Annotated in this window: 22 protein-coding genes; 21 read left to right on the forward strand and 1 reads right to left on the reverse strand. The window is 38.3% G+C overall.

Features of this window, described 5'->3' with window-relative positions; all coding sequences use genetic code 11:
• The first annotated feature begins 5 nt into the window (after positions 1–5).
• From carA to DR017_RS11530, 12 genes are all read left to right on the forward strand, one after another.
• On the forward strand, positions 6–1,109 hold the full coding sequence (gene carA, locus DR017_RS11475) for a glutamine-hydrolyzing carbamoyl-phosphate synthase small subunit (RefSeq protein WP_002680746.1): 1,104 nt from the start codon (positions 6–8) through the stop codon (positions 1,107–1,109).
• A 2-nt stretch (positions 1,110–1,111) separates the two neighbouring features.
• Positions 1,112–1,582: a DinB family protein gene (locus DR017_RS11480; RefSeq protein ID WP_002680687.1), complete on the forward strand. Its 471-nt coding sequence runs from the start codon at positions 1,112–1,114 to the stop codon at positions 1,580–1,582.
• A gap of 96 nt (positions 1,583–1,678) precedes the next feature.
• A complete protein-coding gene (gene eno, locus DR017_RS11485; RefSeq protein ID WP_002680771.1) occupies positions 1,679–2,971 on the forward strand; it encodes a phosphopyruvate hydratase in 1,293 nt (430 codons plus the stop codon).
• A gap of 119 nt (positions 2,972–3,090) precedes the next feature.
• Complete coding sequence (locus DR017_RS11490) at positions 3,091–3,849, forward strand: carboxypeptidase-like regulatory domain-containing protein (protein ID WP_002680774.1); 759 nt, start codon at positions 3,091–3,093, stop codon at positions 3,847–3,849.
• A gap of 194 nt (positions 3,850–4,043) precedes the next feature.
• The gene (gene rpmH / locus DR017_RS11495) at positions 4,044–4,202 is read left to right on the forward strand and encodes a 50S ribosomal protein L34 (protein ID WP_002669412.1); all 159 of its coding nucleotides are present in this window, start codon (positions 4,044–4,046) and stop codon (positions 4,200–4,202) included.
• 104 nt (positions 4,203–4,306) lie between these two features.
• Positions 4,307–5,068, forward strand: coding sequence for an MBL fold metallo-hydrolase (locus DR017_RS11500; RefSeq protein ID WP_002680784.1), 762 nt, complete (start codon positions 4,307–4,309; stop codon positions 5,066–5,068).
• A 73-nt stretch (positions 5,069–5,141) separates the two neighbouring features.
• The gene (locus DR017_RS11505) at positions 5,142–5,633 is read left to right on the forward strand and encodes a lipocalin family protein (protein WP_002680690.1); all 492 of its coding nucleotides are present in this window, start codon (positions 5,142–5,144) and stop codon (positions 5,631–5,633) included.
• 18 nt (positions 5,634–5,651) lie between these two features.
• On the forward strand, positions 5,652–6,341 hold the full coding sequence (locus DR017_RS11510; RefSeq protein WP_002680688.1) for a YiaD family glycine zipper/OmpA-like lipoprotein: 690 nt from the start codon (positions 5,652–5,654) through the stop codon (positions 6,339–6,341).
• 200 nt (positions 6,342–6,541) lie between these two features.
• Positions 6,542–7,792, forward strand: coding sequence for an aspartate kinase (locus DR017_RS11515; protein WP_002680662.1), 1,251 nt, complete (start codon positions 6,542–6,544; stop codon positions 7,790–7,792).
• 180 nt (positions 7,793–7,972) lie between these two features.
• Positions 7,973–9,268: a tyrosine--tRNA ligase gene (gene tyrS / locus DR017_RS11520; protein WP_002680671.1), complete on the forward strand. Its 1,296-nt coding sequence runs from the start codon at positions 7,973–7,975 to the stop codon at positions 9,266–9,268.
• A 107-nt stretch (positions 9,269–9,375) separates the two neighbouring features.
• Positions 9,376–10,545, forward strand: a complete 1,170-nt coding sequence (locus DR017_RS11525) for a WG repeat-containing protein (RefSeq protein WP_081450879.1) — start codon at positions 9,376–9,378, stop codon at positions 10,543–10,545.
• On the forward strand, positions 10,542–11,669 hold the full coding sequence (locus DR017_RS11530; RefSeq protein ID WP_002680787.1) for a WG repeat-containing protein: 1,128 nt from the start codon (positions 10,542–10,544) through the stop codon (positions 11,667–11,669). Before DR017_RS11525 ends, DR017_RS11530 begins: the two co-directional genes overlap by 4 nt.
• 31 nt (positions 11,670–11,700) lie before the next feature.
• Here DR017_RS11530 and DR017_RS11535 read toward each other — a convergent pair whose 3' ends face one another.
• Positions 11,701–12,288, reverse strand: a complete 588-nt coding sequence (locus DR017_RS11535; protein WP_002680766.1) for a hypothetical protein — start codon at positions 12,286–12,288, stop codon at positions 11,701–11,703.
• A gap of 134 nt (positions 12,289–12,422) precedes the next feature.
• On the opposite strand from DR017_RS11535, the gene DR017_RS11540 reads away from it, so the two are divergent.
• From DR017_RS11540 to ftsZ, 9 genes are all read left to right on the forward strand, one after another.
• The gene (locus DR017_RS11540) at positions 12,423–13,073 is read left to right on the forward strand and encodes a protein-L-isoaspartate(D-aspartate) O-methyltransferase (RefSeq protein WP_002680772.1); all 651 of its coding nucleotides are present in this window, start codon (positions 12,423–12,425) and stop codon (positions 13,071–13,073) included.
• 27 nt (positions 13,074–13,100) lie between these two features.
• Entirely contained in the window at positions 13,101–15,203 is a 2,103-nt protein-coding gene (locus tag DR017_RS11545) for a hypothetical protein (protein ID WP_002680745.1), read from the forward strand.
• Positions 15,204–15,281: 78 nt separating this feature from the next.
• Entirely contained in the window at positions 15,282–16,292 is a 1,011-nt protein-coding gene (locus DR017_RS11550) for a beta-ketoacyl-ACP synthase III (protein ID WP_040361565.1), read from the forward strand.
• Positions 16,293–16,324: 32 nt separating this feature from the next.
• Entirely contained in the window at positions 16,325–16,828 is a 504-nt protein-coding gene (gene accB / locus DR017_RS11555; protein WP_002680803.1) for an acetyl-CoA carboxylase biotin carboxyl carrier protein, read from the forward strand.
• Positions 16,829–16,839: 11 nt separating this feature from the next.
• A complete protein-coding gene (accC, locus tag DR017_RS11560; RefSeq protein ID WP_002680793.1) occupies positions 16,840–18,192 on the forward strand; it encodes an acetyl-CoA carboxylase biotin carboxylase subunit in 1,353 nt (450 codons plus the stop codon).
• A gap of 89 nt (positions 18,193–18,281) precedes the next feature.
• The gene (locus tag DR017_RS11565) at positions 18,282–18,989 is read left to right on the forward strand and encodes a hypothetical protein (RefSeq protein ID WP_002680789.1); all 708 of its coding nucleotides are present in this window, start codon (positions 18,282–18,284) and stop codon (positions 18,987–18,989) included.
• Positions 18,990–18,992: 3 nt separating this feature from the next.
• Positions 18,993–19,724 carry a 3-deoxy-manno-octulosonate cytidylyltransferase gene (gene kdsB / locus DR017_RS11570; protein ID WP_002680704.1) on the forward strand — a complete coding sequence of 244 codons (732 nt, stop codon included), beginning with the start codon at positions 18,993–18,995 and terminating at the stop codon, positions 19,722–19,724.
• 241 nt (positions 19,725–19,965) lie between these two features.
• Complete coding sequence (ftsA, locus tag DR017_RS11575; RefSeq protein WP_002680702.1) at positions 19,966–21,396, forward strand: cell division protein FtsA; 1,431 nt, start codon at positions 19,966–19,968, stop codon at positions 21,394–21,396.
• A 29-nt stretch (positions 21,397–21,425) separates the two neighbouring features.
• Complete coding sequence (gene ftsZ, locus DR017_RS11580) at positions 21,426–23,192, forward strand: cell division protein FtsZ (protein ID WP_002680756.1); 1,767 nt, start codon at positions 21,426–21,428, stop codon at positions 23,190–23,192.
• The last annotated feature ends 61 nt before the right edge of the window (positions 23,193–23,253 follow it).

A 23,253-nucleotide genomic window follows, 5' to 3' on the forward strand; every position in this document is an offset into this window, starting at 1 on the left:
GCACAATGAAGTATCAACAAAAGAAAAAAGCAGTATTACTCCTTGCCGATGGCACTGCCTTTTATGGCAAAAACGTTGGTTATGAAGGCACTGCTTTTGGTGAAGTGTGTTTCAATACAGGTATGACGGGCTATCAAGAAATTTTTACTGATCCCTCATACTTTGGTCAGATTATGGTTACTGCCAATGCTCATATTGGTAATTATGGCATTGCCGCCGATGATTACGAATCAAGTGGTATGAAAATTGCAGGGCTGGTTTGCAGAAATTTTAGTTATGATGCCTCCCGCTCCCTTGCTGAGGAAACCTTAAAAGATTTTTTAGACCGTAACCACTTAGTAGCTATTTGCGAAGTTGATACACGTGCTTTAGTCAGCTACATTCGCGACAATGGCTCAATGAATGCTGTTATTTCCACTGAAACTGATGATTTAGCACTACTCAAAGCTCGTTTACAAGAGGTTCCCAATATGAAAGGTTTAGAATTGGCATCGAAAGTGTCAGTTACTGAACCTTATTTTTTTGGCAATCCAGAAGCGAAGTACAAAGTAGCAGCACTCGATTTTGGTATCAAGCGAAATATCTTGCGCAACTTGGCAGCTCGTGATATGTACATCAAAGTATTCCCGTACAACACGCCTTTAGCTGAGCTCAAAGCGTGGAATCCCGATGGTTATTTCTTGTCTAATGGACCTGGCGACCCCGAACCGCTTACTGAGGTCATCACTCAAGTAAAACAAATGATTGCTGAGAATTTACCTATCTTTGGTATTTGCTTAGGACATCAAATTATTGCATTAGCCAACGGTATTAGTACTTATAAAATGCATAACGGTCACCGCGGTATCAACCACCCCGTGAAAAATCTGCTTACCGGAAAAGATGAGATTACCTCACAAAACCACGGTTTTGCAGTGAATAGGGCAGAGGCAGAAGCTAATCCTAATGTAGAAATCACTCATACCCATCTAAACGATAATACCGTGATGGGCTTGCGTGTAAAAGGCAAGAAATGTTTCAGTGTGCAGTATCACCCCGAAGCCGCTCCAGGCCCCAACGATGCTACCTATTTGTTCGACCAATTTGTAGAAATGATAACTAAAAAATAATAATGAAAGAATTACTTACACCACAAGCACTGCTCACTAATCTAAAAGATGTGCGTGCCCTCACCCGCAAAGTGATTGAGGCTTTCCCCGAAAAAGACCTCTTTGAGTTCAGTATAGCTAATTTGCGACCATTTTCGCAAATGGTAGAAGAGTTTTTGAGAGTTATGGACTATCTTTTCAAAGAAAGATTTCAGGAGCAACACACGCTTTTCTTAGAAGGAGACTTTCCTACTACCAAAGCGGAAGTATTGGCTTTGTGGGACAGAGCTACTGAAATTCTCGACCGTGAATGGCAAAAAGTAGGCGATTATACCCAATCACTTACTATCTATCAAATGACTTTTAGCTTTGCCCAATGGATATTATACTTCATTGAAAATGAGAGTCACCACCGCGGACAAGGGTATACTTACCTCCGCGCTTTAGGCATCGAACCTCCTTCCTTTTGGGGAAGAGAAAGCTTTAACAGTTAATAATTAGCATTATTAACTCAGATAAGTCAGACAGGTCAGAAATGTCCCCCTAACCCCTGACCCCTAAACAAAGTAAATAATTAAATAACAAAATATATGAGTATTATTGTAAGCGTGCACGCACGTCAGATTTTGGATTCAAGAGGAAATCCAACCGTAGAAGTAGATGTAGAAACTGAAAATGGTTTCCTTGGTAGAGCTGCTGTTCCTTCAGGAGCTTCAACAGGTGAATACGAAGCTGTTGAATTGCGCGACGGCGGTAAAGATTATATGGGTAAAGGTGTACTTAAAGCCGTTGCCAATGTAAACGATATCATCGCTGAAGAAATCGTAGGTATGGACGTTTTCGAACAAAACCTTATCGACCAAACTATGATTGCTCTTGATGGTACTCCTAACAAATCTAAATTAGGAGCTAACGCTATTCTTGGTGTATCATTAGCGGTTGCTAGAGCTGCTGCCGAAGAACTCGGTTTGCCTTTGTACCGCTACGTAGGTGGGGTAAGTGCTCACACTTTGCCAGTGCCTATGATGAACATCATCAACGCTGGTGCTCACTCCGATGCCCCTATCGCTTTCCAAGAGTTTATGATTATGCCTGTGAACGCTAAGGATTTTTCACACGCTATCCAAATGGGTGCTGAAGTATTCCACAACCTTAAAAAAGTATTACACGACAAAGGTTTAGGAACTGCTGTAGGTGATGAAGGTGGTTTCGCTCCTAACTTCAAAGACATCGAAGATGCACTTGATTCTATCAAAGAAGCGGTAAACAAAGCTGGTTACAAATGGGGTGAAGATATCAAAATCGCCTTAGACTGTGCTTCTTCTGAGTTCTACAAAGATGGTAAATACGACTATACTATCTTCGAAGGCGCTAAAGGTAAAGTACGTACTTCAGCTGAACAAGCTGACTACTTGGCTGAGTTAGTAGCTAAATATCCTATCATCTCTATCGAGGACGGTATGGATCAAAACGACTGGGATGGTTGGAAACTCCTTACTGATAAAATCGGTAACCGCGTTCAATTAGTAGGTGACGACTTGTTCGTTACTAACGTATCTATCCTTGAAAGAGGTATTGCTAAAGGTATTGCAAACTCTATCCTTATCAAAGTAAACCAAATCGGTACTTTGTCTGAAACTATTGCAGCCGTAGATATGGCTAACCGCGCTGGTTATACTGCTGTAATGTCTCACCGTTCAGGTGAAACTGAAGACAATACTATTGCCGACTTGGCTGTAGCTTTGAACACCGGACAAATCAAAACTGGTTCTGCTTCACGTTCTGACCGTATGGCGAAGTACAACCAATTGCTCCGCATCGAAGAATCTTTAGGTTCAGTAGCTTACTATCCTAAAGAAAAAGCCTTCAATGTGAAGAACTAATAACCTCGCAGACTTTGCCAAAGTTTCAACACTTTGGCAAAGTTTATAAATATTGATAGTTCTGATAATCAATTATCACACCTTAAAAACCTCTTTTTTACCCTTAAAAAGAAATAATTATGATGAAGAAGATATTGTGGTTTTGTATGTTGTTGTTTGTAAGTACGCTGGTAGCTCAAGAAACTGAGTTGCACGGTCACGTGTATAGTGTGCAGAACAACAAGCCAATGGCTAATGTACATATCTTGAATCTCAACAAAGTACGAGGAACCACAACTAATGAAAAAGGAGATTTTACCATTAGAGTAACTGCTAATGATACGCTTTATATATCTTTTTTGGGGTATAAATCTACTAAAATAAGGATTACCAATGATATGATAAAATTCCAAGGACTTAAAATAGGTATGACCGAACTCGCCTACGCCTTGGAAGAGGTCGTGGTTACCCCTTATAAACTCACCGGATACTTAGATATCGATGCTAAAAATGCTCCTATCAACAACAATACACGCTATAGCGTTTCGGGCTTAGAAATAGGTTATGAAAGCCGTTCTAGTGCTAGTGCCGTAGGGCGCGTGCTCAGTGCTGTAATGAACCCCGCCGATTTGCTCAGCCGCTCTTTCAGTGCTAAAGGAAAGGAAATGCGCAAACTCAGAGAGATGCGCAAAGATAATCAATTAAGTGATGCCCTTTCCACCCGTTACGACCGCGAAACTCTATTAGAACTTTTGCAAGTAGACCGCTCTGAACTCGAAGAAATCATCCGTTCTTGCAATTATTCTAACGACTTTATAATGACCGCAAACGACCTGCAAGTGCTTGAAGCTATCAGTCAATGTTACGAAGAGTACAGAGTCTTACACAAGAAAAAATAAAGAGGTGTAATAATAAATTTATTTCAATTAAATCATTGTAAAATAAATATTTAACCGTTTCTTACCTCTTACCCTTTACCTTTTACCTATAAAAAATTTTGTCATTCCAAAAAAAAGATGTACTTTTGCCCCGCTATTGATAAAATAGAGAGACAAAGTATCATTTTTAATAAGATTTTAAAGATTAACAAGCAATGAAAAGAACATTTCAACCTTCAAAAAGAAAAAGAAGAAATAAACACGGTTTTAGAGAACGTATGGCAACTGCCAATGGTAGAAAAGTATTAGCACGTCGTCGCGCTAAAGGACGTAAAAAACTCACTGTATCCTCAGAACCACGTCATAAAAAATAAACCTTTTTTTACAAGGTAAAAAGTAAGAGGTAAGAAGTAAGAGCTAAAGTTCTTATTTCTTACCTCTTATCTAATACCTGACACCTGATACCTGACACCTGAAAATGAAGATTACTTTCCTCGGTACAGGTACTTCTCAAGGAGTCCCTGTAATAGCAAGTGACCACCCCGTTGGTAAAAGCACCAATCCTAAAGACAAACGCTTGCGCACTTCGGCTCTCATCAGTTGGGAGCATACTAATATTGCAATAGACTGTAGCCCCGATTTTAGACAGCAAATGCTCACTAACGATGTGCAGCATTTAGAGGCTATCCTTTTTACTCACGAACACGCCGATCATACCGCCGGTATGGACGACATACGCCCTTTTGTGCGCCTCCAAGGTGATATGCCTATCTATGGACTCAAACGCGTAATTAACGAGTTGAGAGTCCGTTTTGCTTATATCTTTGCTACCGAAAATAGATATGAGGGCGCTCCCTCAGTAATTGCTCACGAAATAAATAGCACGCCCTTTAGCCTACACGGAAAAATAGTGCAACCTATACACGTGATGCACGGCAATTTGCCCATTATAGGCTACCGAATTGAAAATTTCGCTTACATCACAGATGCTAAATATATAGAAGATAAAGAAATAGAGAAACTGAAAGGGGTAGATACCTTAGTGTTAAATTGTTTGAGAGAACAAGCGCACCCTACACATCTCAATTTATCAGAAGCATTAGAAATTATAGAACAAGTGAAGCCTAAACGCACTTTTCTCACACACGTGAGCCAAACCTTTGGTTTTCACGATGAAATTCAACAAAATTTACCCAAAAATGTATTTTTAGCCTATGATAATTTAGTGATAGAATGTTAATATTTAGTTAATTGTTGTCGAAGTTATCAATAAAAACTGTATTTTTGCGCCCAAAACAAAAATATTTATCAAGATGAGAAAAATTGCACTTCTATTTGTAATGGCAGCATTGGTGATGGCTTGTAAGAGCTCTAACTCTATGACTGCTAAACCTAAAGAAACAAATGTAGCCGACAAAGCTATCAAAGGTGAATGGACTCTACAGTCTATTACTTATAGTGAACAAGGTAAGTTTGATGTTACCTTATTGAACGATACCTCAAAAGAATGTTTTGAAGGTAGTACTTGGAAATTTGTTCCTAACAACAACCGCGGGCACTATACTATCAATGCAGGTGGTTGCTCTACAGGACAAAGAAACTTCATTTTCGTAGTACAACAAATCGATAAATCTACTGGATATTACGATTTCTTGTTGAAACCTACCAATGAAAAATACAAATCTGAAACCAATGCAGGTATTCGTTTGCACTTAGCAAGCATATCAGAAAATGCAATGGTATGGGAACAAACCGTAAGAGTAGATGGCAAACCTTTTGTAATCTCAATGAATTTTGTAAAATAATTAAAACCATAAGAAATAATGAAGAAATTCGTAGTTTTAGCCTTGTCAGCAGCCGTATTGCTTACTGGTTGTGAGGCATACAATAACACAAACAAAGCACAACGCGGAGCTGTAGTAGGTGCAGCAGGTGGAGCTTTATTAGGAGCTATCTTAGGTAACAACGTCGGTAATGGTCAAAATAGCGAACTCGGCGCAGTACTTGGTACTGTAGTAGGTGGTGCAGCTGGGGCTGTTATTGGTCACCAAATGGATAAACAAGCTAAAAAAATTGAAGAAGAAATCCCTGGTGCCGATGTAAAACGCGTAGACGATGGTATCGTGGTTACTTTTGACGAAAACAACGGAGGTGTTTACTTCGATACTAACAAGTACAACATCAACGAAAAATCAAAACAAACCTTAGATAAGTTAGCAGCTATCCTCAAAGAATACCCTGATACTAATGTGTTAGTAGCTGGTCACACTGATAGCGTAGGTAAAGATGAGTATAACTTAGGTCTTTCACAACGCCGCGCACAAGCTGTTACTAACTATTTTAAAAGTAAAGGTTTAGCAGGCAGTCGTTTCACTACCAAATGGTATGGTGAAAAAAATCCTATAGCAAGCAACGATACTGCTGAAGGTCGTGCTAAAAACCGCCGTGTGAATGTAGTAATCGTTCCTAACGAAAAAATGAAAGCCGAAGCTAAAAAACAAGCTGGACAATAAAAACATAACACATCAATAGAATAAGCGTTGAGTACCCCTCAGCGCTTATTTTTTAGTTATAGATATAACAACAAATTATCTAATTGACTTTTTTCGCATTTCTCTTTTCTATTTTCATTAAAATGCACTACTTTTGCCTTGTCAATTTCGGTAAAAGGCTTTAGATATAACTCTTACCTCTTACCTCTTACCTAATTAAAATGCAGATATTCAAATTTGGAGGTGCCTCAGTGAAAGACGCTGCAGGCGTGCGCAATGTCGCTAAAATATTAGAAAATGTAGGCTATGCCAATACCCTCATTGTGATTTCGGCTATGGGGAAGACTACCAATGCTTTGGAAGTGGTAGTGAACAGTTATTTTAAAGAACAAGAAAAACTCACCGAAAGTATTCAAGTAATAAAGGATTTTCACTATCATATCATTCGCGAGTTATTCACCGATGAAAATCATCCTGTGTACTGGAAAGTCGATGGACTTTTTGCCGAACTCACTTCCTTTTTAGAACGCAACAAGTCACCGAAACACAGTTTCGTGTACGACCAAGTAATTTGTTTTGGCGAGCTCATTTCTACCACTATTATCAGTCAGTTTTTGAATGATAATGGTATTAAAAACACTTGGATAGATGTGCGTAATCTCGTGAAAACCGATAGCAACTATCGCGATGCCTCTATTGATTGGGAAGAGACACAAAGTAATATCCGCACCCATATCAACAAATCACTGCTAAATATTACTCAAGGATTCTTGGGCAGTGATGCCAATTTCTTCACCACTACTTTAGGGCGTGAAGGCTCTGATTATACCGCTGCAATTTTTGCTTATTGCCTTAATGCCGAGAGTGTAACAATATGGAAAGATGTTCCAGGGGTGCTCAATGCCGACCCTCGTTATTTTGAACATACCGAGCTCTTACACAAAATCCCGTATAAAGAGGCTATAGAACTCGCTTTCTATGGAGCTTCGGTAATTCACCCTAAAACCTTACAGCCTCTACAGCAAAAGGAAATTCCACTCTATGTACGCTCGTTTATAAATCCTACAGCCGAAGGAAGTGCCGTGTGCAATGTTCCTGAATTAGAGCCTAAAGTACCTTGCTTTATCCTCAAAAAAGACCAGATATTACTCTCGCTCTCCTCTCGTGATTTCTCGTTTATAGTGGAAGAAGGTATTAGTTATATTTTCAAGAGTTTGCACAAAGCACAAATGAAAGTGAGTGTGATACAAAACTCAGCGATTAGTTTCTCGGTATGTGTAGACAACAAGTTTGATACCTTATCGGAACTGTTAGAAAAATTGGAAGAGCGTTTTAAAGTCTCAGTAACCGAAAAAGTAACACTTTATACCATTCGCCACGCCACCCAAGCAGCTATACAAACAGTAGAAACAGGAAAAACCGTATTACTCAAACAAGTAGCTGCCGATACAGTACAAATAGTAGTAGCATAAATAAAGTAGTATAGCATAAATAAAGAGGCTGCCCCTAATGCAAGGGCAGCCTCTCCTTTTTATAAAGTAATTTTAAGTAATTACCTATCAATATTTATAGGAGAAAATTTATTCTTACTTGTTAATTCTTAATTAATTCGTACCTTTGCCCAAATTATAGATCATAAACGAATAAAACTAATGAAGAATTTTATAGAAGAATTGCGTTGGCGCGGTATGATTCAGGATATTATGCCAGAAACCGAACAACACCTTATGGAAGGTTTACGCGCAGCTTATGTGGGAATCGACCCTACTGCCGACTCGCTGCACATCGGTCATTTAGTGGGCGTGATGATGTTGCGCCATTTCCAAAATTGCGGTCATAAACCTTATGCACTCGTAGGAGGTGCAACAGGTATGATAGGTGACCCTTCAGGTAAATCAGTAGAACGCAATTTGCTCACCGAAGAAGTATTAGCACACAATATAGCAGGTATCAAAAAACAATTAGCAAAATTTCTCGATTTTGAAAGCACTGCACCTAATCGCGCTGAACTCGTGAATAACTACGATTGGATGAAAGAGTTCTCATTCCTTTCATTCATTCGCGATATCGGTAAACACATCACCGTAAACTATATGATGGCTAAGGATTCAGTAAAAAAACGCTTCGACCCTAATGAAAATACCGATGGGATGTCGTTTACTGAATTCTCATACCAACTCTTGCAAGGTTATGACTTTTTGCATCTTTATCAAGAGAAAAACCTCACCTTGCAAATGGGTGGGTCAGACCAATGGGGAAATATTACCACTGGTACCGAGCTCATTCGTCGCATTGCAGGAGGAAAGGCGTATGCCCTCACTTGCCCACTGATTACCAAAGCCGATGGTACTAAATTCGGTAAAAGTGAAGGTGGTAACGTATGGCTTGACCCCGAGAAAACTTCGCCCTACAAGTTCTACCAATATTGGATTAATATCTCCGATGCTGATGCTGAGCGTTATATCAAAATCTTTACAATGCTTAGTAAAGAAGAAATTGATGCTCTCATCGCGCAACACGCCGAGGCGCCTCATTTGCGTCTATTACAAAATAAATTAGCTGAAGAACTCACTGTATTAGTACACGGACGTGAAGAACTTGAGAAAGCTAAAAAAGCATCACAAATCCTCTTTGGTAACTCTACCTCTGCCGATTTGCGTACTTTAGACGAAAAAACTTTCTTAGAAGTGTTTGATGGTGTACCTCAAGCCGAAGTAAGTGCAGCCGATATTGCTGGAGGGCTTGATATGATTGCCATTCTTTCAGCAAAAACAGGTTTTATCAGTTCTAATTCCGAAGCACGTCGTGCCTTGAAAGAAAATTCTATTTCGGTGAATAAAGAAAAAGTAGGTGAAGACTACCAAATAGCTGAAAAAGACCTTGTAGATGGTAAATTTATTCTACTACAACGCGGAAAGAAAAACTACTTTATAGTAAAGAAAGTATAACTCTTTATAATATCCGACTTTGCCAAAGGTGCGAGCCGCACAGGCAGAAAAACTTTGGCAAAGTCTATTATTCTTCACTTTTTACTTTTCACTCTTCATTTTTCACTATGAAAACATTCCTCCCCCTTATATTATGTTTTTTATTTATCGCTTGTAAAACAGTAGATATGACCGTGCTAAATGATGTGTCTTTTTATGCTTTTTCTAAAGAAAAGGAAGAAGATAATGAACGCAAATTTCCTTTTGTACCTTTGGAATACCAACAGCAAAAGGCAGCAGTGAATAGTTTTTGGTTGCATTTTAAAAAAGATTCTTTGTTTGTGACTTACGACTCAATTGCTAATGGCTCAACTATTCCTATAGTAAGAGGTTTTAAAGGCAAACAAAAAAGGCGTTTTTGGCGCTATTATGCCGCTCGTGAAATAGTGCCTTATTTTCCTATTTATATGAGAATTTATATTCACCGACTGCGTTTGCGCCCTACTGAAGAAGGGAATTTGAGAGTAGATACTTATATAGATAGAGAGGGAGCTGTATTAGCTGTATTAGGATCTGGTTATTCCTATAAATTAAAGCATATTTACAAGCGTATCAATGATGAAGAGCTGATGATTCCTTTTTTTGAAAATGGTAAATATGGTATCAACAAGGGAGGAAAGTTGCTTATACCTGCTCAATATGATTATATCAGTGCCTATACCGATGGTTTTTTTATTGTAGAACGAGAAGGGAAATGGGGTACCATTGATAAAAATGGTCAGATGATCATTCCTTTAGAATACGATGCTTTGCAGTATGACAAATCAGTAGATAGTCACCCTTTGTTTATAGCACAAAAAGAAAGACGATACGGATTTTTAGAACCTTCAGGAGTGCCTATATTGCCTCTTATTTATAGTTATATAGAAAAACAATCTAATGAGAGAAGTTACATTTTAGGGATAGGTAATAAAGTAGGGTATTTTACTTACAATACTAATTCCCCATCTCAAATGCCTTATTTATTTATTCCTGCTGTATATAGCAAAATAGAAATGCGCACTCTTAATTCAGATCATATATTAGTATACGATGGACTAACACCTCTTTTTATAGATCACAAAGGTAATGAATATGATTTGCAAATAGTTCATCTAAGCAAGTGGGAAACTTTTATGGGGGAAAAATTGGGGAAGGAATGCATAGTAAAGATTGATAATAGTTTTTATAAACCTAACTTAGAGACTAAGCGCCCCGCAATGCAATCTGAAAAACCTATAAATATTCAAGAAAAATGAAAAAACTCTTTTGCCTTATTCCCTTTCTCTTAATAGTAGCTTGTAGTAGCTCTAAGATGGATATGTCCGCGCTAAACAATCGCACTTATTACGCTTATTCTTATGAAACAAATGGTAGTAAAGGCAATTGTTTCACCTTTTTGCCTTATAGTTATTTAGATAAAGAGAAAATTCCAATGCGTTTCAAACTGCAGTTTAAGGGTGATTCGCTCCACGTGAATTATGAGATTTTTAAAGAAGGAAAAGTACTTACAGAAACTAAAAGTATCAAAGGAAAACTTAAAAAAGACGGCTGGAAGTTTGTATCGCGTAGATTGCTGCCTTTCTTTCCTATATATTTCTATTCCTCAGTTTACAAGGTGTTGATATATCCTAATATTGAAAACGATATGCGTGTGGATACTTATAGTAGTAGTGGGGGCTGTCTGTTCTTCTTTTGTGCAGGTGGAGCAGGATATTCATCGCTTAATACATATAAAAATGAAGAAGATATTCAAATAGCTATTCCTTATATAGAAAATGGTAAATTTGGACTTAAACGTCAAGGGAAAATCATCGTCCCTGCTAGTTATGATCACATTGATATTTTTGATAAAGGAGTCGCCAGAGTAAAAAAGGATTCACTATGGGGAACGATTGATAATGACGGAAAAATTGTGATTCCTATTGAATATAAGGTGTTAGAAAAAGAGAATTACACTACTCCTAAATTATTTTTAGTGCAAAAAGATAAGCATTGGGGCTTTTTAGATGAGCAAGGAAACACAGTCTTGCCCATTATTTATGATGTAATTGAGAGATCAGGCTCTAACTTCAACTTGTACTTAGGTGATAAAAAAGGATATTTCAAATATTATAAAGGCAAAGATGATGAAAGTAGATTTATACCTGCTTGCTATACAGTTATAGACCAATCAACTTTATGGAGCAACTACATTTTAGTTTACGATGGTGATACTATATTATTTGTAGATAAAGAAGGCAATGAGTATGATGCAGTAACCAATGAAGTGAGAGCTATAGATGCTTTCTTTGGTTACCCACAACGTGATAGTGAAGTAAAAATAGACGGTAAATACTATCGCCCTAATATAGAGAGCAAACGCCCTCCAAGAAAAGAATAGGGGCGTTTTGCAAAACGCCCCCTGTGCATATTTATAATTCTTTAAACGAATTAATAATCTCCTTCATTTGTTGGTAATGTTTTTCTTTTTTGTTAGCCAATGTCCACGTAAAGATTTGGTAGTACGTTTTCTTTGTTTGGATAATTGCTACCACATAAAACACTCCCATACCATTCACTTCTTCTGTAGTTTCTACTACAATAGCAGGATACTTGTTAATGGTCGTCTCGGTGATTTGCTTAGCAGTAGGGCGCATCATATTAGCTTCAGCCCAACCTTTTCTGCAAATCTCAAAGTAATTTCTGAGTTTAAACTTTTTGGCAAAAGCCTTTTTGCTGCGAATGCGTAGCGAATCTTTCAAAACCTCATAAAGCAAATCATTCACTTCCTCTCGATTTTCATCAATTACAGCTACAAAAAAATCTGTTTTGCGGTCACCATACTGCAGAGAGGCTTGCTCGTAGAGGTTGTTCTGGTTAGTAAGAGAGTTAGGTAGTTTTACTTCATACTTGTCTTCTATGTTCACTACTTGAGAAGGTTCTGTTGAATTTTCACTTACTCTACAAGCAGTAGTCAAAAGAAAGAGCGCGATGAAGTGTAGTTTGCTGAAACGTTTCATCTCTTGCTAATTTAGTTTTTTCCGCTACAAAAGTAGATATAAATTTTCAATAAATCAATTTTTGTTAAAAAAAATAGTAAAAATGTTTTTTTTCTTCAGAAAAAAGATGGAATTTTGTGCCCAAAAATAACATAATGCTACCGCTGAAAGACACATTAAAACACCAAGGATTACGCAATCAATTAGCTGATTTACTCAAAGAAAAAGGAATTAAAGATGAACGAGTGTTAGCTGCTATTCGCGCTATTCCTCGCCATTTGTTTATGGATAGCAGTTTTGAAGATCATGCCTATCAAGATAAAGCCTTCCCAATAGGTGAAGACCAAACCATCTCTCAACCCTATACTGTCGCTTTCCAAACCGAATTACTACAAGTAGCTCCACATCAAAAAGTATTAGAAATAGGTACAGGTAGTGGTTATCAGTCTAGTGTACTCTTGTATTTAAATGTAAAACTCTACACAATTGAGCGCCAACAAAAACTCTTCAAGCAAGCCCAAATGCTGTTGCCTAAGCTCATCAATAAACCAGTGCGTATGTATTTTGGTGATGGTTACAAAGGCTTGCCTAACGACGCTCCCTTCGATCGTATTTTAGTAACCGCAGGAGCGCCTTACGTACCCAATGCACTTCTATCACAATTAGCTATTGGAGGTCGTTTAGTGATCCCCATAGGTAATGATACTCAAACAATGACACTCTACGAACGCATTTCAGAAAAAGAATTTCACAAAACTGATTATGGTACTTTTCAATTCGTACCAATGTTAAAAGAAAAAAATTAGCAAATTGATAAAAATAAGCCCAAAATTATGAAATATATACTTCCATTACTGTTCTGCTCTTTGAGCGTTTTGGCACAAAACAAAGATATACAAGGAGTCTACAAATTTAATTTACAGGATACTGGTGAGTTGCATCTCAATAGCGACAATACCTATAATCTTACACTCTTCTCAGGGAGTTATTCCCTTGAAGGTGATAAAATTACCTTCACATCGGCACCTAATCCTTCATTTGAACTCCATAAAGAAGAGGGAAAATCATCCCAATTAGAACTTACATTTTATGTAGCTAATGAATTGGGAAACTATATCTATGTGGGTTATGAAAATGCTAAAGGTGAAGTGACCTATACTGCTCTAACGGCTTTACACCCAGTAAAATACTCAGAAGCCTTACGAGTAACCATTCCCCGCACCGAATATCTCTATTTGGTAGATACCCAAACGGCTGAATATGTACAACAGTTTATGGAACGCCAAAGCAACACTAAGGTGAAAGTAGAAAAGTTTGCCATAGGAAAACAAACCAATGCACTGAAAATAAATTACCTCTCTCGTCCTCACAATATGTTAGAAGAGGTCGACTTTGTATACGATGCTCCTACCCAAAGTTTAATAATCGCCGATGCACATATAGGTTCCATAGCCCTATTCAAAAAGAAAAATAAAGCCACTTCTTCTCAGTTTCCTTTAGTGAGCATCAACCCCTTGCCTAATTGGCAACAGCAGCTTCATAAAGCCTCTGCCGAATTAACAATTACTCCAGAAAAGACTCTAAAAGAAGCCTTACAGAAAGCTAAAAAAGAGCAACAACTCTTGGTAATACTCACGGATGCTGAGGGTTGGAATGAGAAATTAGTGAATTATCTCACCGATAAATATAGCAAAGATTGGGAAGAGGAGGATGATAGCGAAGAAACACCTCAAATCACTCTGCCTTATGTTTATTATGTAGCGAGTCGTAAAGACCATAAATGGTTGAAAAAAAACGGATTCTCAACCACAACTCCCCAGCTGATAGTAGTAGGTGAGAACGAAACTATTGTCTATTCACAACCGATAGACCCTGAGGCTGAATATTTCAATAATGCTATGGATGCCGAGGTGTATCAGGCTATAGAGCTCGCACGCAAAGTGGATAAAACACTCACCAATCCACAAGCACCCATCGCCGAAGTGCTACAAGTGATGAATGAAGTGTTTCAAGCTAATTACAAAGTGAATTTGTACTATTTGCTCCCTAAAGTTGCCGAAACAGATGAAGAGGATCAAACCGACTATTTTTTAGGCTTACAACCTGAACGCATCTACCGTTTGCAACTTACTCCTGCACAACTCGCTACTCAGTGGGAGCGTTTAGTAGCTCACTACAACGAAAAGAAACCTCTAAATCAATCTTATTACAGTTTGTTGGCGCGCAACTTTGGGGCAGCCTCCCTCTCACATAAAATATTCAACACTCCCAATCCATTAAGTCTTACCGATTATAAAGCAATTTGCTATTTGGTCGAAAATTACTCTGCTGTAAAAGACGAAAAAATAGATGTATACACTACCTCCCTCTACCGCACGATTAAAGAATTAGCAACTAATAAAGTTGTACCTTTTAAAGAATTGCAACACACACTTTTAGAAGCTGAAAAACAACAATTGTTATCTCTTAATAACTTAGTAGATTTCTATGAAAAGTACACCCCTAATGAGCTTACATCTTTCTTTGTAACCTACTTCAATACACTGAAAGCTGAAGGAAGTGGAAGTGTGCTTGCAGCCTTAGACAAGCGTTTTGAACAGCAAAAAGAGAATAACGATTGGAAGCGCTACAAATATCAATTTGCTTTAGTAGACAATAATATAGCGTGGAAAGTTTTTGAAGAAGAAAATACCGATGTTTCTAAAGTAAACCAAGCTGTAGAATGGGCAAAAATAGCAGCAGACTTAGTCCCTGAGAACCCTTTTATGCTTGATACTCTGGCTTGTTTGCTCTATACTCAAGGTGATAAGGCTACCGCTTCATCTATTCAGCAAAAAGCAGTGAAACTGATGAAAATATTGGTAGAAACCGAAGAAGAGAGTGTTTCTGACCTCAAAGAAATGGAAAAACACCTTTCTATCTTCAATGCAAAATAACGGACTTTTGATAAAAAATATACTCCTTTTTGCTGTTAAATAAAAATAATTATGTACTTTTGCCCAAAATTTAATACAATGGAGAAAATAACCGCTGCCATTACGGCTGTCGGAGGTTATGTACCTGAAGATGTTCTAACCAATGAAATGTTAGAAAAAATGGTAGATACTAACGACGAGTGGATTTACACCCGTACAGGCATCAAAGAAAGACGCATACTCAAAGACCCTAACAAAGGTTCATCATTTTTAGGAATTGAAGCCGCTAAAGACCTAATTCGCAAAAAAGGTCTCGACCCTAAAGAAATAGATTTAGTTATTTTAGCAACTGCTACCCCCGATATGCCTGTAGCTCTAACAGCTCCTTATGTAGCTTCACAAATAGGTGCTGTAAATGCTTTTTCATTCGATTTGCAAGCAGCTTGCTCAAGTTTCTTGTTCGGCGTTTCGGTAGCTGCTAAATACATAGAGTCAGGTCGTTATAAAAAAGTTCTCTTGGTAGGTGCCGATAAAATGTCATCTATTATTGATTATACCGACCGCGCTACCTGCATCATCTTTGGCGATGGAGGAGGAGCTGCACTCTTTGAACCTAACTATGAAGGTTTAGGTGTGCAAGACGAATTGTTGAGAAGTGATGGTATAGGGCGTAATTACCTATACATAAAAGCAGGTGGATCTCTCTGCCCTACTACAGCCGAAACAGTAGCTAACAAAGAGCATTTTGTCTTCCAAGATGGTAAAACTGTCTTCAAATATGCCGTTACTGGAATGGCCGATATAGCCGAAGAACTCATCAAACGCAACGGCTTAACACGTGATGATATACAATGGCTCACTCCTCATCAAGCTAACAAACGTATCATCGATGCCACTGCCGAACGTATGGGCTTACCTGCCGAAAAAGTAATGCTCAATATCTATAAGTATGGCAATACTACTTCTGCAACCATTATCTTAGCCCTTAATGATTACGAACAACAACTCAAAAAAGGTGATAATATAGTATTAGCCGCCTTTGGAGGTGGTTTCACTTGGGGAGCTGTTTACCTCAAATGGGCTTATGATGGAGCCCTTTATCACAAATAAAGAACAACCATAGAGAAAAATACAATATACGTATGGATTTAAGAGACATTCAAAATTTAATTAAGTTTGTTGCCAAGTCAGGGGCAAGCGAAGTGAAATTGGAAATGGAAGATGTAAAAATCACCATTAAAACAAACCCTGATGAAAGTGGCAAAGAGCAAGTGTTTGTACAACAATTGCCTATAGCACAACAACTACCTCAGTTGCCTTTGCAACAGTCAATACCTGTACAACAGCTCCCTGCAGCTGAACCTGCCGACAGCAAACCTGCAACACCTGCCGATGACGATAGCAAATATATTACTATCAAATCGCCAATGATTGGTACTTTTTATCGCCGTCCTGGTCCAGACAAACCTTTATTCGTAGAAGTAGGCTCTACCATATCAAAAGGTAGCGTGATTTGCATTATCGAGGCAATGAAACTCTTCAACGAAATAGAATCAGAAGTTTCTGGTAAGATTGTTAAAATATTGGTTGATGACTCTTCTCCTGTAGAGTTTGACCAACCTTTGTATTTAGTGGATCCATCCTAAACCAAACAACTATGTTTAAAAAAATATTAATTGCCAACCGTGGAGAAATTGCCTTGCGCGTCATACGTACGTGTCGCGAAATGGGTATCAAATCGGTAGCCGTGTATTCTACTGCCGATGCCGATAGCTTGCACGTACGCTTCGCCGATGAAGCTGTGTGTATAGGCCCTCCACCAAGCAAAGATTCATACTTAAAAATACCTAATATTATTGCTGCTGCCGAAATTACCAATGCCGATGCCATACACCCTGGCTATGGCTTCCTTTCGGAAAATGCTAAATTTTCTAAGATTTGTGCAGAACACGGCATTAAATTTATAGGTGCATCACCCGAAATGATTGAAAAAATGGGGGATAAAGCATCTGCCAAAGCTACTATGAAAGCTGCTGGGGTGCCCACAGTACCTGGTTCCGACGGACTTGTAGAATCATTAGAACACGCTAAAAAAATAGCCGCTGAAATCGGTTATCCTGTGATGCTAAAAGCTACTGCCGGTGGAGGTGGTCGTGGTATGCGCGATGTATGGAAAGAGGAAGACCTCGAAAAAGCCCTCAATAGCGCAATGCAAGAAGCAGGAGCTGCCTTTGGTAACGATGCTATGTATATGGAAAAACTTATCGTAGACCCTCGCCATATCGAAATTCAAATCGTGGGCGACCAATATGGTAAGGCTTGTCACCTTTCTGAACGCGATTGCTCTATCCAGCGCCGCCACCAAAAACTTACCGAAGAAACACCATCGCCTTTTATGACCGATGATCTTCGCAAACGTATGGGGGAAGCTGCTGTAAAAGCTGCCGAGTTTATTAAATACGAAGGAGCAGGAACAGTAGAATTCTTGGTAGATAAAGATCGTAATTTCTACTTTATGGAGATGAACACTCGTATACAAGTAGAACACCCTATTACCGAACAAGTAATTGATTACGACCTTATTCGCGAACAAATATTAGTAGCAGCTGGAGTGCCTATTTCAGGCAAGAACTATACACCTAAGTTGCACGCTATTGAGTGCCGTATCAATGCCGAAGATCCTTACAACGATTTCCGTCCATCACCAGGTAAAATTACTACCTTGCACGCTCCAGGAGGTCACGGGGTACGTCTTGATACTCACGTATATAGTGGCTATGTAATTCCACCTAACTACGATTCTATGATAGCCAAGCTTATCACTACAGCACAAACTCGTGAGGAGGCGATTGCCAAAATGAAACGCGCTTTAGATGAATTTGTAGTAGAAGGAGTAAAAACCACAATTCCATTCCACTTGCAACTAATGGACGACCCCGATTACTTAGCTGGCAACTACACCACTAAGTTTATGGAGGACTTCAAAATGAAACCTCAAGTGGCAGAATAAGCAACTCAAAAATGAATGTATTAATAAAAGGGACTGTCTAACTCACAAGGAAGATAGTCCCTTTTATACCATTTTAAAACCATAACACAATGAACGATAATATCAAAAACATCGACACTACTTTTGAGCTTACCCCTGGGCTCAAAAAGCTACAAGGAGCTACTACCTATTTTGAGAAGCTCAAAGAAATGACCCTCTTAGGGGTAACCTCTGGAATGAAATCTTCAGGGAATATCATAGCACTGTTCTTACTGAATTTTTTATTCCTCATTATAGCGGGCTGTATAATAGGCTTTTCAAGTAAATTTGAATACAAACAATTAGTTTATTTGGCTGTTGTAGTACTTTTAGGAGGACTTTTTGTGTTTTTGGCGGTAAAGCGTATGCTTTCCCTCTTACAATTAGATTATACGTTGTATGTTTTTAATCAATTTGAACCTTTTATTCGTAAAATATGCGCAGCTATTGTAGATAAAGCTGAAAAAAGTACTGAAAAAATAGTAACTACCGACCAAGTGAAAGGGGTTTTCAATACGTACATTTCTAAAATACCTCCTGTATTTCAACAAGTATTGTGGCTACTGCTCTCTCAAGTACCCGTAGTGGGCTTTGTAGCCGAAATCTATCGTACCCCTCTGCTCGATACTTATGAGAAGCGTAGTGATAGATTGGTAGCACGTGTAAAACAATACATACAGCACAATATAGAGATGCGTCGCAAAGCTAAATTTTTAGCTTGGGTACTCCCACTAAATATACTTTTGCAAATTATAGTAATATACTTATTGTCAAGATAAAATATGAAACTCATAGCAATGATACCTGCCCGTTATGGGGCAACTCGTTTTCCAGCCAAACTGATGCAAGATCTCTGTGGCAAACCCGTGATTGTACATACTTATCAGCGTGTAGCTGATACAAACTTGTTTGACCAAGTATATGTCGTAACCGATGACGACCGCATCGAAAATGCTATTCACGAGGTAGGAGGTAAGGTAATTCGCAGCCAGAAAGAGCACAATAGTGGTAGTGATCGTTTAGCTGAAGCATCGAAGGATTTAGAGGTAGATATCATTGTAAATGTACAAGGAGATGAACCTTTCACCGATAAGGAAAATCTACAAAAAGTAATAGATATTTTTGCTAATGACTCTCAAAAAAATATAGCTGTAGCGAGCCTAATGGAGCGTATTACCCACCCCGATGATATTGCGAACCCTAACAATGTGAAGGTAGTCGTAAATAAATTTAATGAAGCCCTCTATTTTTCTAGAAGTGTAATTCCTTTCCCACGGGATACCAATACTAAAGTGCCTTACTACAAGCATATAGGTATTTATGCTTATCGCAAAGACGCTTTGCAACAATTCACTCAGTTGCCTCCCTCCTTGTTAGAAGAGACCGAGAAATTAGAGCAACTTCGCTACTTAGAAAATGGTTTTAAAATACGCCTCGCAGTTACTGATATTCCCACTATAGGCATTGACACCCCCGAAGATTTGGAAAAAGCTCGCCAAAGACTCTCAAAATAGAGAATAAAAAGTTATTAACAGATTTTTTAACATTTTCTTTAACAATGATTTTCAAATACTTATAAGAATGTTGATAACTTATTGATAAAAAACTACTATACAAATTGCTTTTTTTATTTATCTTTGCTACCTGCAAGGCATAGTTATGGATAAAACTGCCTAATTCCTTAAGACATATAATAACAAAACAAACAAAAAATTATCAATCTCATATAGATATGGGATTGTTTTATGTGAAAAAATGAAATATAAAAAGTATTACGTAGGGTTGGATATCGGTACTACCAAGATTGTAGCTATGGTAGGTGCCAGAAACGAATATGGTAAAATTCAGATCTTAGGATATGGGCAAGCAAAAAGCGAAGGAATAAACAAAGGAGTGGTGAATAATATTGCCCAAACTTCTCAATCCATAATGGATGCTATCCAAGATGCAAAAGAAAAAACTGGTTTAGAAATCGAAAATGTAGTGGCTGGTATTGCAGGACAAAATATCATCAGTCGCTCTCATTCCGATTATATTATACGTGAAGACCCCGATAAACTTATAGATTTTGAAGACTTAGAACGCCTCAAAAATCGTGTTGATTCTATCCCCTTATCTCCAGGGCAGGAAATTATTCACGCTTTACCTCAAGACTATAAAGTAGACAACAATCTCGATGTGAAAGAACCTATTGGAATGATGGGCTCACGTTTAGATGCTACTTTCCACTTAGTTATTGGGCAAGTCAATGCTATAAGAGCTATTTCTCGTTGCGTGGTGATGGCTCATTTAAAACCCGTAGGGCTCACCTTAGAACCCATTGCTTCAGCAAGTGCTGTTCTTAGTGATGAAGAAAAAGATGCTGGAGTTGTGTTAGTAGATATAGGAGGTGGTACTACCGATGTAGCTATTTTTAAAGATGGTATTATTCGCCATACAGCAGTGGTGCCTTTGGGTGGAAATATCATTACCGAAGATATCAAAGAAGGTTGTGGCATATTGGCACGCCAAGCCGAAATGTTAAAAGTACAATACGGATCCGCTTGGCCTGGTGAAAATCGCGACAACGAAATCGTTTCTATACCAGGGATTAGAGGTAAAGAGCCACGCGAAATATCTCTTAAAAACCTCTCTAAAATTATCCACGCCCGCGTAAGCGAAATTATCAATTTGGTCTTCAACGTAATCAAAAGTTATGGACACGAAGAACCTAAAAAGAAACTTATTTCAGGCATCGTGCTAACTGGTGGTGGTAGCCAGCTCAAACATATTGTACAATTAGTAGAGTATATCACCGGAATGGATACCCGTATAGGTTACCCTGATGAGCACTTAGCAAGCAATTCTGATAACCGACTCACTTCTCCTATCTATGCTACAGCTATAGGATTGGTGATGAGTGCTATTGAAAATGAAGCTGAAGAACAATTCAAAAAACGATTGGAAGAACTTAAAGTTCAAGAAGTAGAAGCTGCAAAAAATACAGAAACTACCCTATTCCAAGAAAAACCAATAGACCCTGTAGCTCAAAATATTACCATAGTAGATGATACTGTTACTACTACTAAAGAAGAACTACAACCTATAGAAGAATATAATGATGAAAAACCTAAAACAAATGAAGGTTTTTTAGCAAAAATCAATAAATTTATCTCTAAATATATAGGAGAAACGGACGACGAGTAAAGTATAAAACAAATAATTATGATTTAGATATGGAAGAGAACTATCAATTTAACTTTCCTAAAAACAACAGTAACTATATCAAGGTTATTGGTGTAGGAGGTGGAGGATGTAACGCCGTGAATTTTATGTATAATGAAGGCATAAAAGGCGTAGATTACGTAGTATGTAACACCGATGCTCAAGCTTTAGAGTATAGCCCTATTTCTAATCGTATTCAGTTGGGTGTTACCCTCACCGAAGGATTAGGAGCAGGTGCTAATCCTGAAATCGGAGAGCAAGCTGCTCTTGAAAGTATTGAGGATATTAAGCGCGCTTTGGAAGGAAATACCCAAATGGTATTCATCACCGCAGGTATGGGAGGTGGTACGGGTACAGGTGCTGTGCCTGTAATCGCTAAACAAGCTAAAGATATGGGAATCCTTACAGTTGCCATTGTTACTACCCCTTTCAACTATGAAGGTCTAAAAAGAAGCCGACAAGCTCAAGCGGGAATTAAAAAATTACGCGATTGTGTAGATTCACTTCTCGTAATCAATAACAATAAAATAAGTGAAATTTACGACGACCTTACCGTGGAAGAAGGATACGGTAAAGCCAACGAAATCCTCCTCAAAGGAGCTAAAGGTATGGCAGAGGTAATCAGTAAACACTACCTTGTAAATATTGACTTACGTGACGCCCGTACAGTATTAGAAAATGGAGGTACAGCTATTATGGGGTCAGCAATGGCTGAAGGTGATAATCGCGCTATCGATGCCGTAGCAGGTGCTTTGAACTCCCCTCTGCTCAACGATAACAAAATTGTAGGTGCTAAAAATGCTCTTGTCCTTATTACTTATGGAGATAAAAAAGCCACTCAACGTGAGGTGAATGAGATTATGGGCTACATTCAAGAAAAAGCTGGAGATGATATGGCTGACCTTATCTATGGTATAGGAGTAGACGAAAGTTTAGGAGATGCTATCTCAGTAATCGTGATTGCCACTGGTTTTGATGCCGAACAACAACAAGAAATCGTTAATTCCGAACCTCGCCGCGTGATTCACGTACTCGAAGAAAACCAAACTATCATTCGTGATTTAACTGAACAAAAAGGAACAGTAGTTAAAACCTCTATCTCCCCTGAGAGTACAACTTATCCTACTCCTGCAGTTCCAGAAATTAAAAAAGAACTTTCTCTTTCAGATTTATTCAATATTTGGACAGATTGCGAAGTTGTAACCGTTGATGATACTTTTGTGATTGTTGATAAAACAGCTCCTGCTCAGTTCGATGACAATTTTCAAACACAATCTATAGTTCAACAACGACCAACTCAACAACAGTCAATCCAACAACCACCACAAACTAAAGCTCCTGATGCTCCTATTATTCATACTTTGAGAGATGAACCTTATGAGTTTTCTTATGCAACAAAATCTCCTATAAAAGAGGAAGAAATGTTTGATATGTATGTAAGAGATATCGAGTTTGAAGAAAAATATACTCAGCCTGTGGTAGAAAAGAGAAGCCAATCTGAGTTTGTAAGTAATAAAGGTAGTGAAGCTCCTCAACCTTACAATCCTAATACTTCTGTAGGGGTACAAACAAGAATGTTTGCTGAAGATGAAGAACAAAAACTCAGCCCTATGGATGCTCCCATCTCTGATGTGCTTAACAAGCGTTCATCTAACCTAAAGACCTACAATCACACTTTTGGTAATGCAGGTCAGTCACGTACTACAGTAGGTAAAGATAGCGCTGGAGAAATGCAAATAAGGCGTAACAATTCTTTCTTGCACGATAATGTAGACTAAAGTTAAATATCCTTAAAAAGAAAAAATCTGAAAGCTCATAGTGAACTTTCAGATTTTTCTG

The sequence above is a fragment of the Capnocytophaga sputigena genome (assembly GCF_900446695.1).
GTDB lineage: Bacteria > Bacteroidota > Bacteroidia > Flavobacteriales > Flavobacteriaceae > Capnocytophaga > Capnocytophaga sputigena.

Excerpts from the sequence above, each read along its gene's own strand:
- rpmH (WP_002669412.1), top strand. The coding sequence starts at position 4,044 with ATGAAAAGAACATTTCAACCTTCAAAAAGAAAAAGAAGAAATAAACAC.
- DR017_RS11550 (WP_040361565.1), top strand. The coding sequence starts at position 15,282 with ATGGAGAAAATAACCGCTGCCATTACGGCTGTCGGAGGTTATGTACCT.
- DR017_RS11510 (WP_002680688.1), top strand. The coding sequence starts at position 5,652 with ATGAAGAAATTCGTAGTTTTAGCCTTGTCAGCAGCCGTATTGCTTACT.
- kdsB (WP_002680704.1), top strand. The coding sequence starts at position 18,993 with ATGAAACTCATAGCAATGATACCTGCCCGTTATGGGGCAACTCGTTTT.
- DR017_RS11515 (WP_002680662.1), top strand. The coding sequence starts at position 6,542 with ATGCAGATATTCAAATTTGGAGGTGCCTCAGTGAAAGACGCTGCAGGC.
- DR017_RS11480 (WP_002680687.1), top strand. The coding sequence starts at position 1,112 with ATGAAAGAATTACTTACACCACAAGCACTGCTCACTAATCTAAAAGAT.
- DR017_RS11545 (WP_002680745.1), top strand. The coding sequence starts at position 13,101 with ATGAAATATATACTTCCATTACTGTTCTGCTCTTTGAGCGTTTTGGCA.
- ftsZ (WP_002680756.1), top strand. The coding sequence starts at position 21,426 with ATGGAAGAGAACTATCAATTTAACTTTCCTAAAAACAACAGTAACTAT.
- carA (WP_002680746.1), top strand. The coding sequence starts at position 6 with ATGAAGTATCAACAAAAGAAAAAAGCAGTATTACTCCTTGCCGATGGC.
- DR017_RS11530 (WP_002680787.1), top strand. The coding sequence starts at position 10,542 with ATGAAAAAACTCTTTTGCCTTATTCCCTTTCTCTTAATAGTAGCTTGT.
- ftsA (WP_002680702.1), top strand. The coding sequence starts at position 19,966 with ATGAAATATAAAAAGTATTACGTAGGGTTGGATATCGGTACTACCAAG.
- DR017_RS11505 (WP_002680690.1), top strand. The coding sequence starts at position 5,142 with ATGAGAAAAATTGCACTTCTATTTGTAATGGCAGCATTGGTGATGGCT.
- eno (WP_002680771.1), top strand. The coding sequence starts at position 1,679 with ATGAGTATTATTGTAAGCGTGCACGCACGTCAGATTTTGGATTCAAGA.
- DR017_RS11540 (WP_002680772.1), top strand. The coding sequence starts at position 12,423 with ATGCTACCGCTGAAAGACACATTAAAACACCAAGGATTACGCAATCAA.
- accB (WP_002680803.1), top strand. The coding sequence starts at position 16,325 with ATGGATTTAAGAGACATTCAAAATTTAATTAAGTTTGTTGCCAAGTCA.
- DR017_RS11500 (WP_002680784.1), top strand. The coding sequence starts at position 4,307 with ATGAAGATTACTTTCCTCGGTACAGGTACTTCTCAAGGAGTCCCTGTA.
- accC (WP_002680793.1), top strand. The coding sequence starts at position 16,840 with ATGTTTAAAAAAATATTAATTGCCAACCGTGGAGAAATTGCCTTGCGC.
- DR017_RS11535 (WP_002680766.1), bottom strand. The coding sequence starts at position 12,288 with ATGAAACGTTTCAGCAAACTACACTTCATCGCGCTCTTTCTTTTGACT.
- tyrS (WP_002680671.1), top strand. The coding sequence starts at position 7,973 with ATGAAGAATTTTATAGAAGAATTGCGTTGGCGCGGTATGATTCAGGAT.
- DR017_RS11490 (WP_002680774.1), top strand. The coding sequence starts at position 3,091 with ATGATGAAGAAGATATTGTGGTTTTGTATGTTGTTGTTTGTAAGTACG.
- DR017_RS11565 (WP_002680789.1), top strand. The coding sequence starts at position 18,282 with ATGAACGATAATATCAAAAACATCGACACTACTTTTGAGCTTACCCCT.
- DR017_RS11525 (WP_081450879.1), top strand. The coding sequence starts at position 9,376 with ATGAAAACATTCCTCCCCCTTATATTATGTTTTTTATTTATCGCTTGT.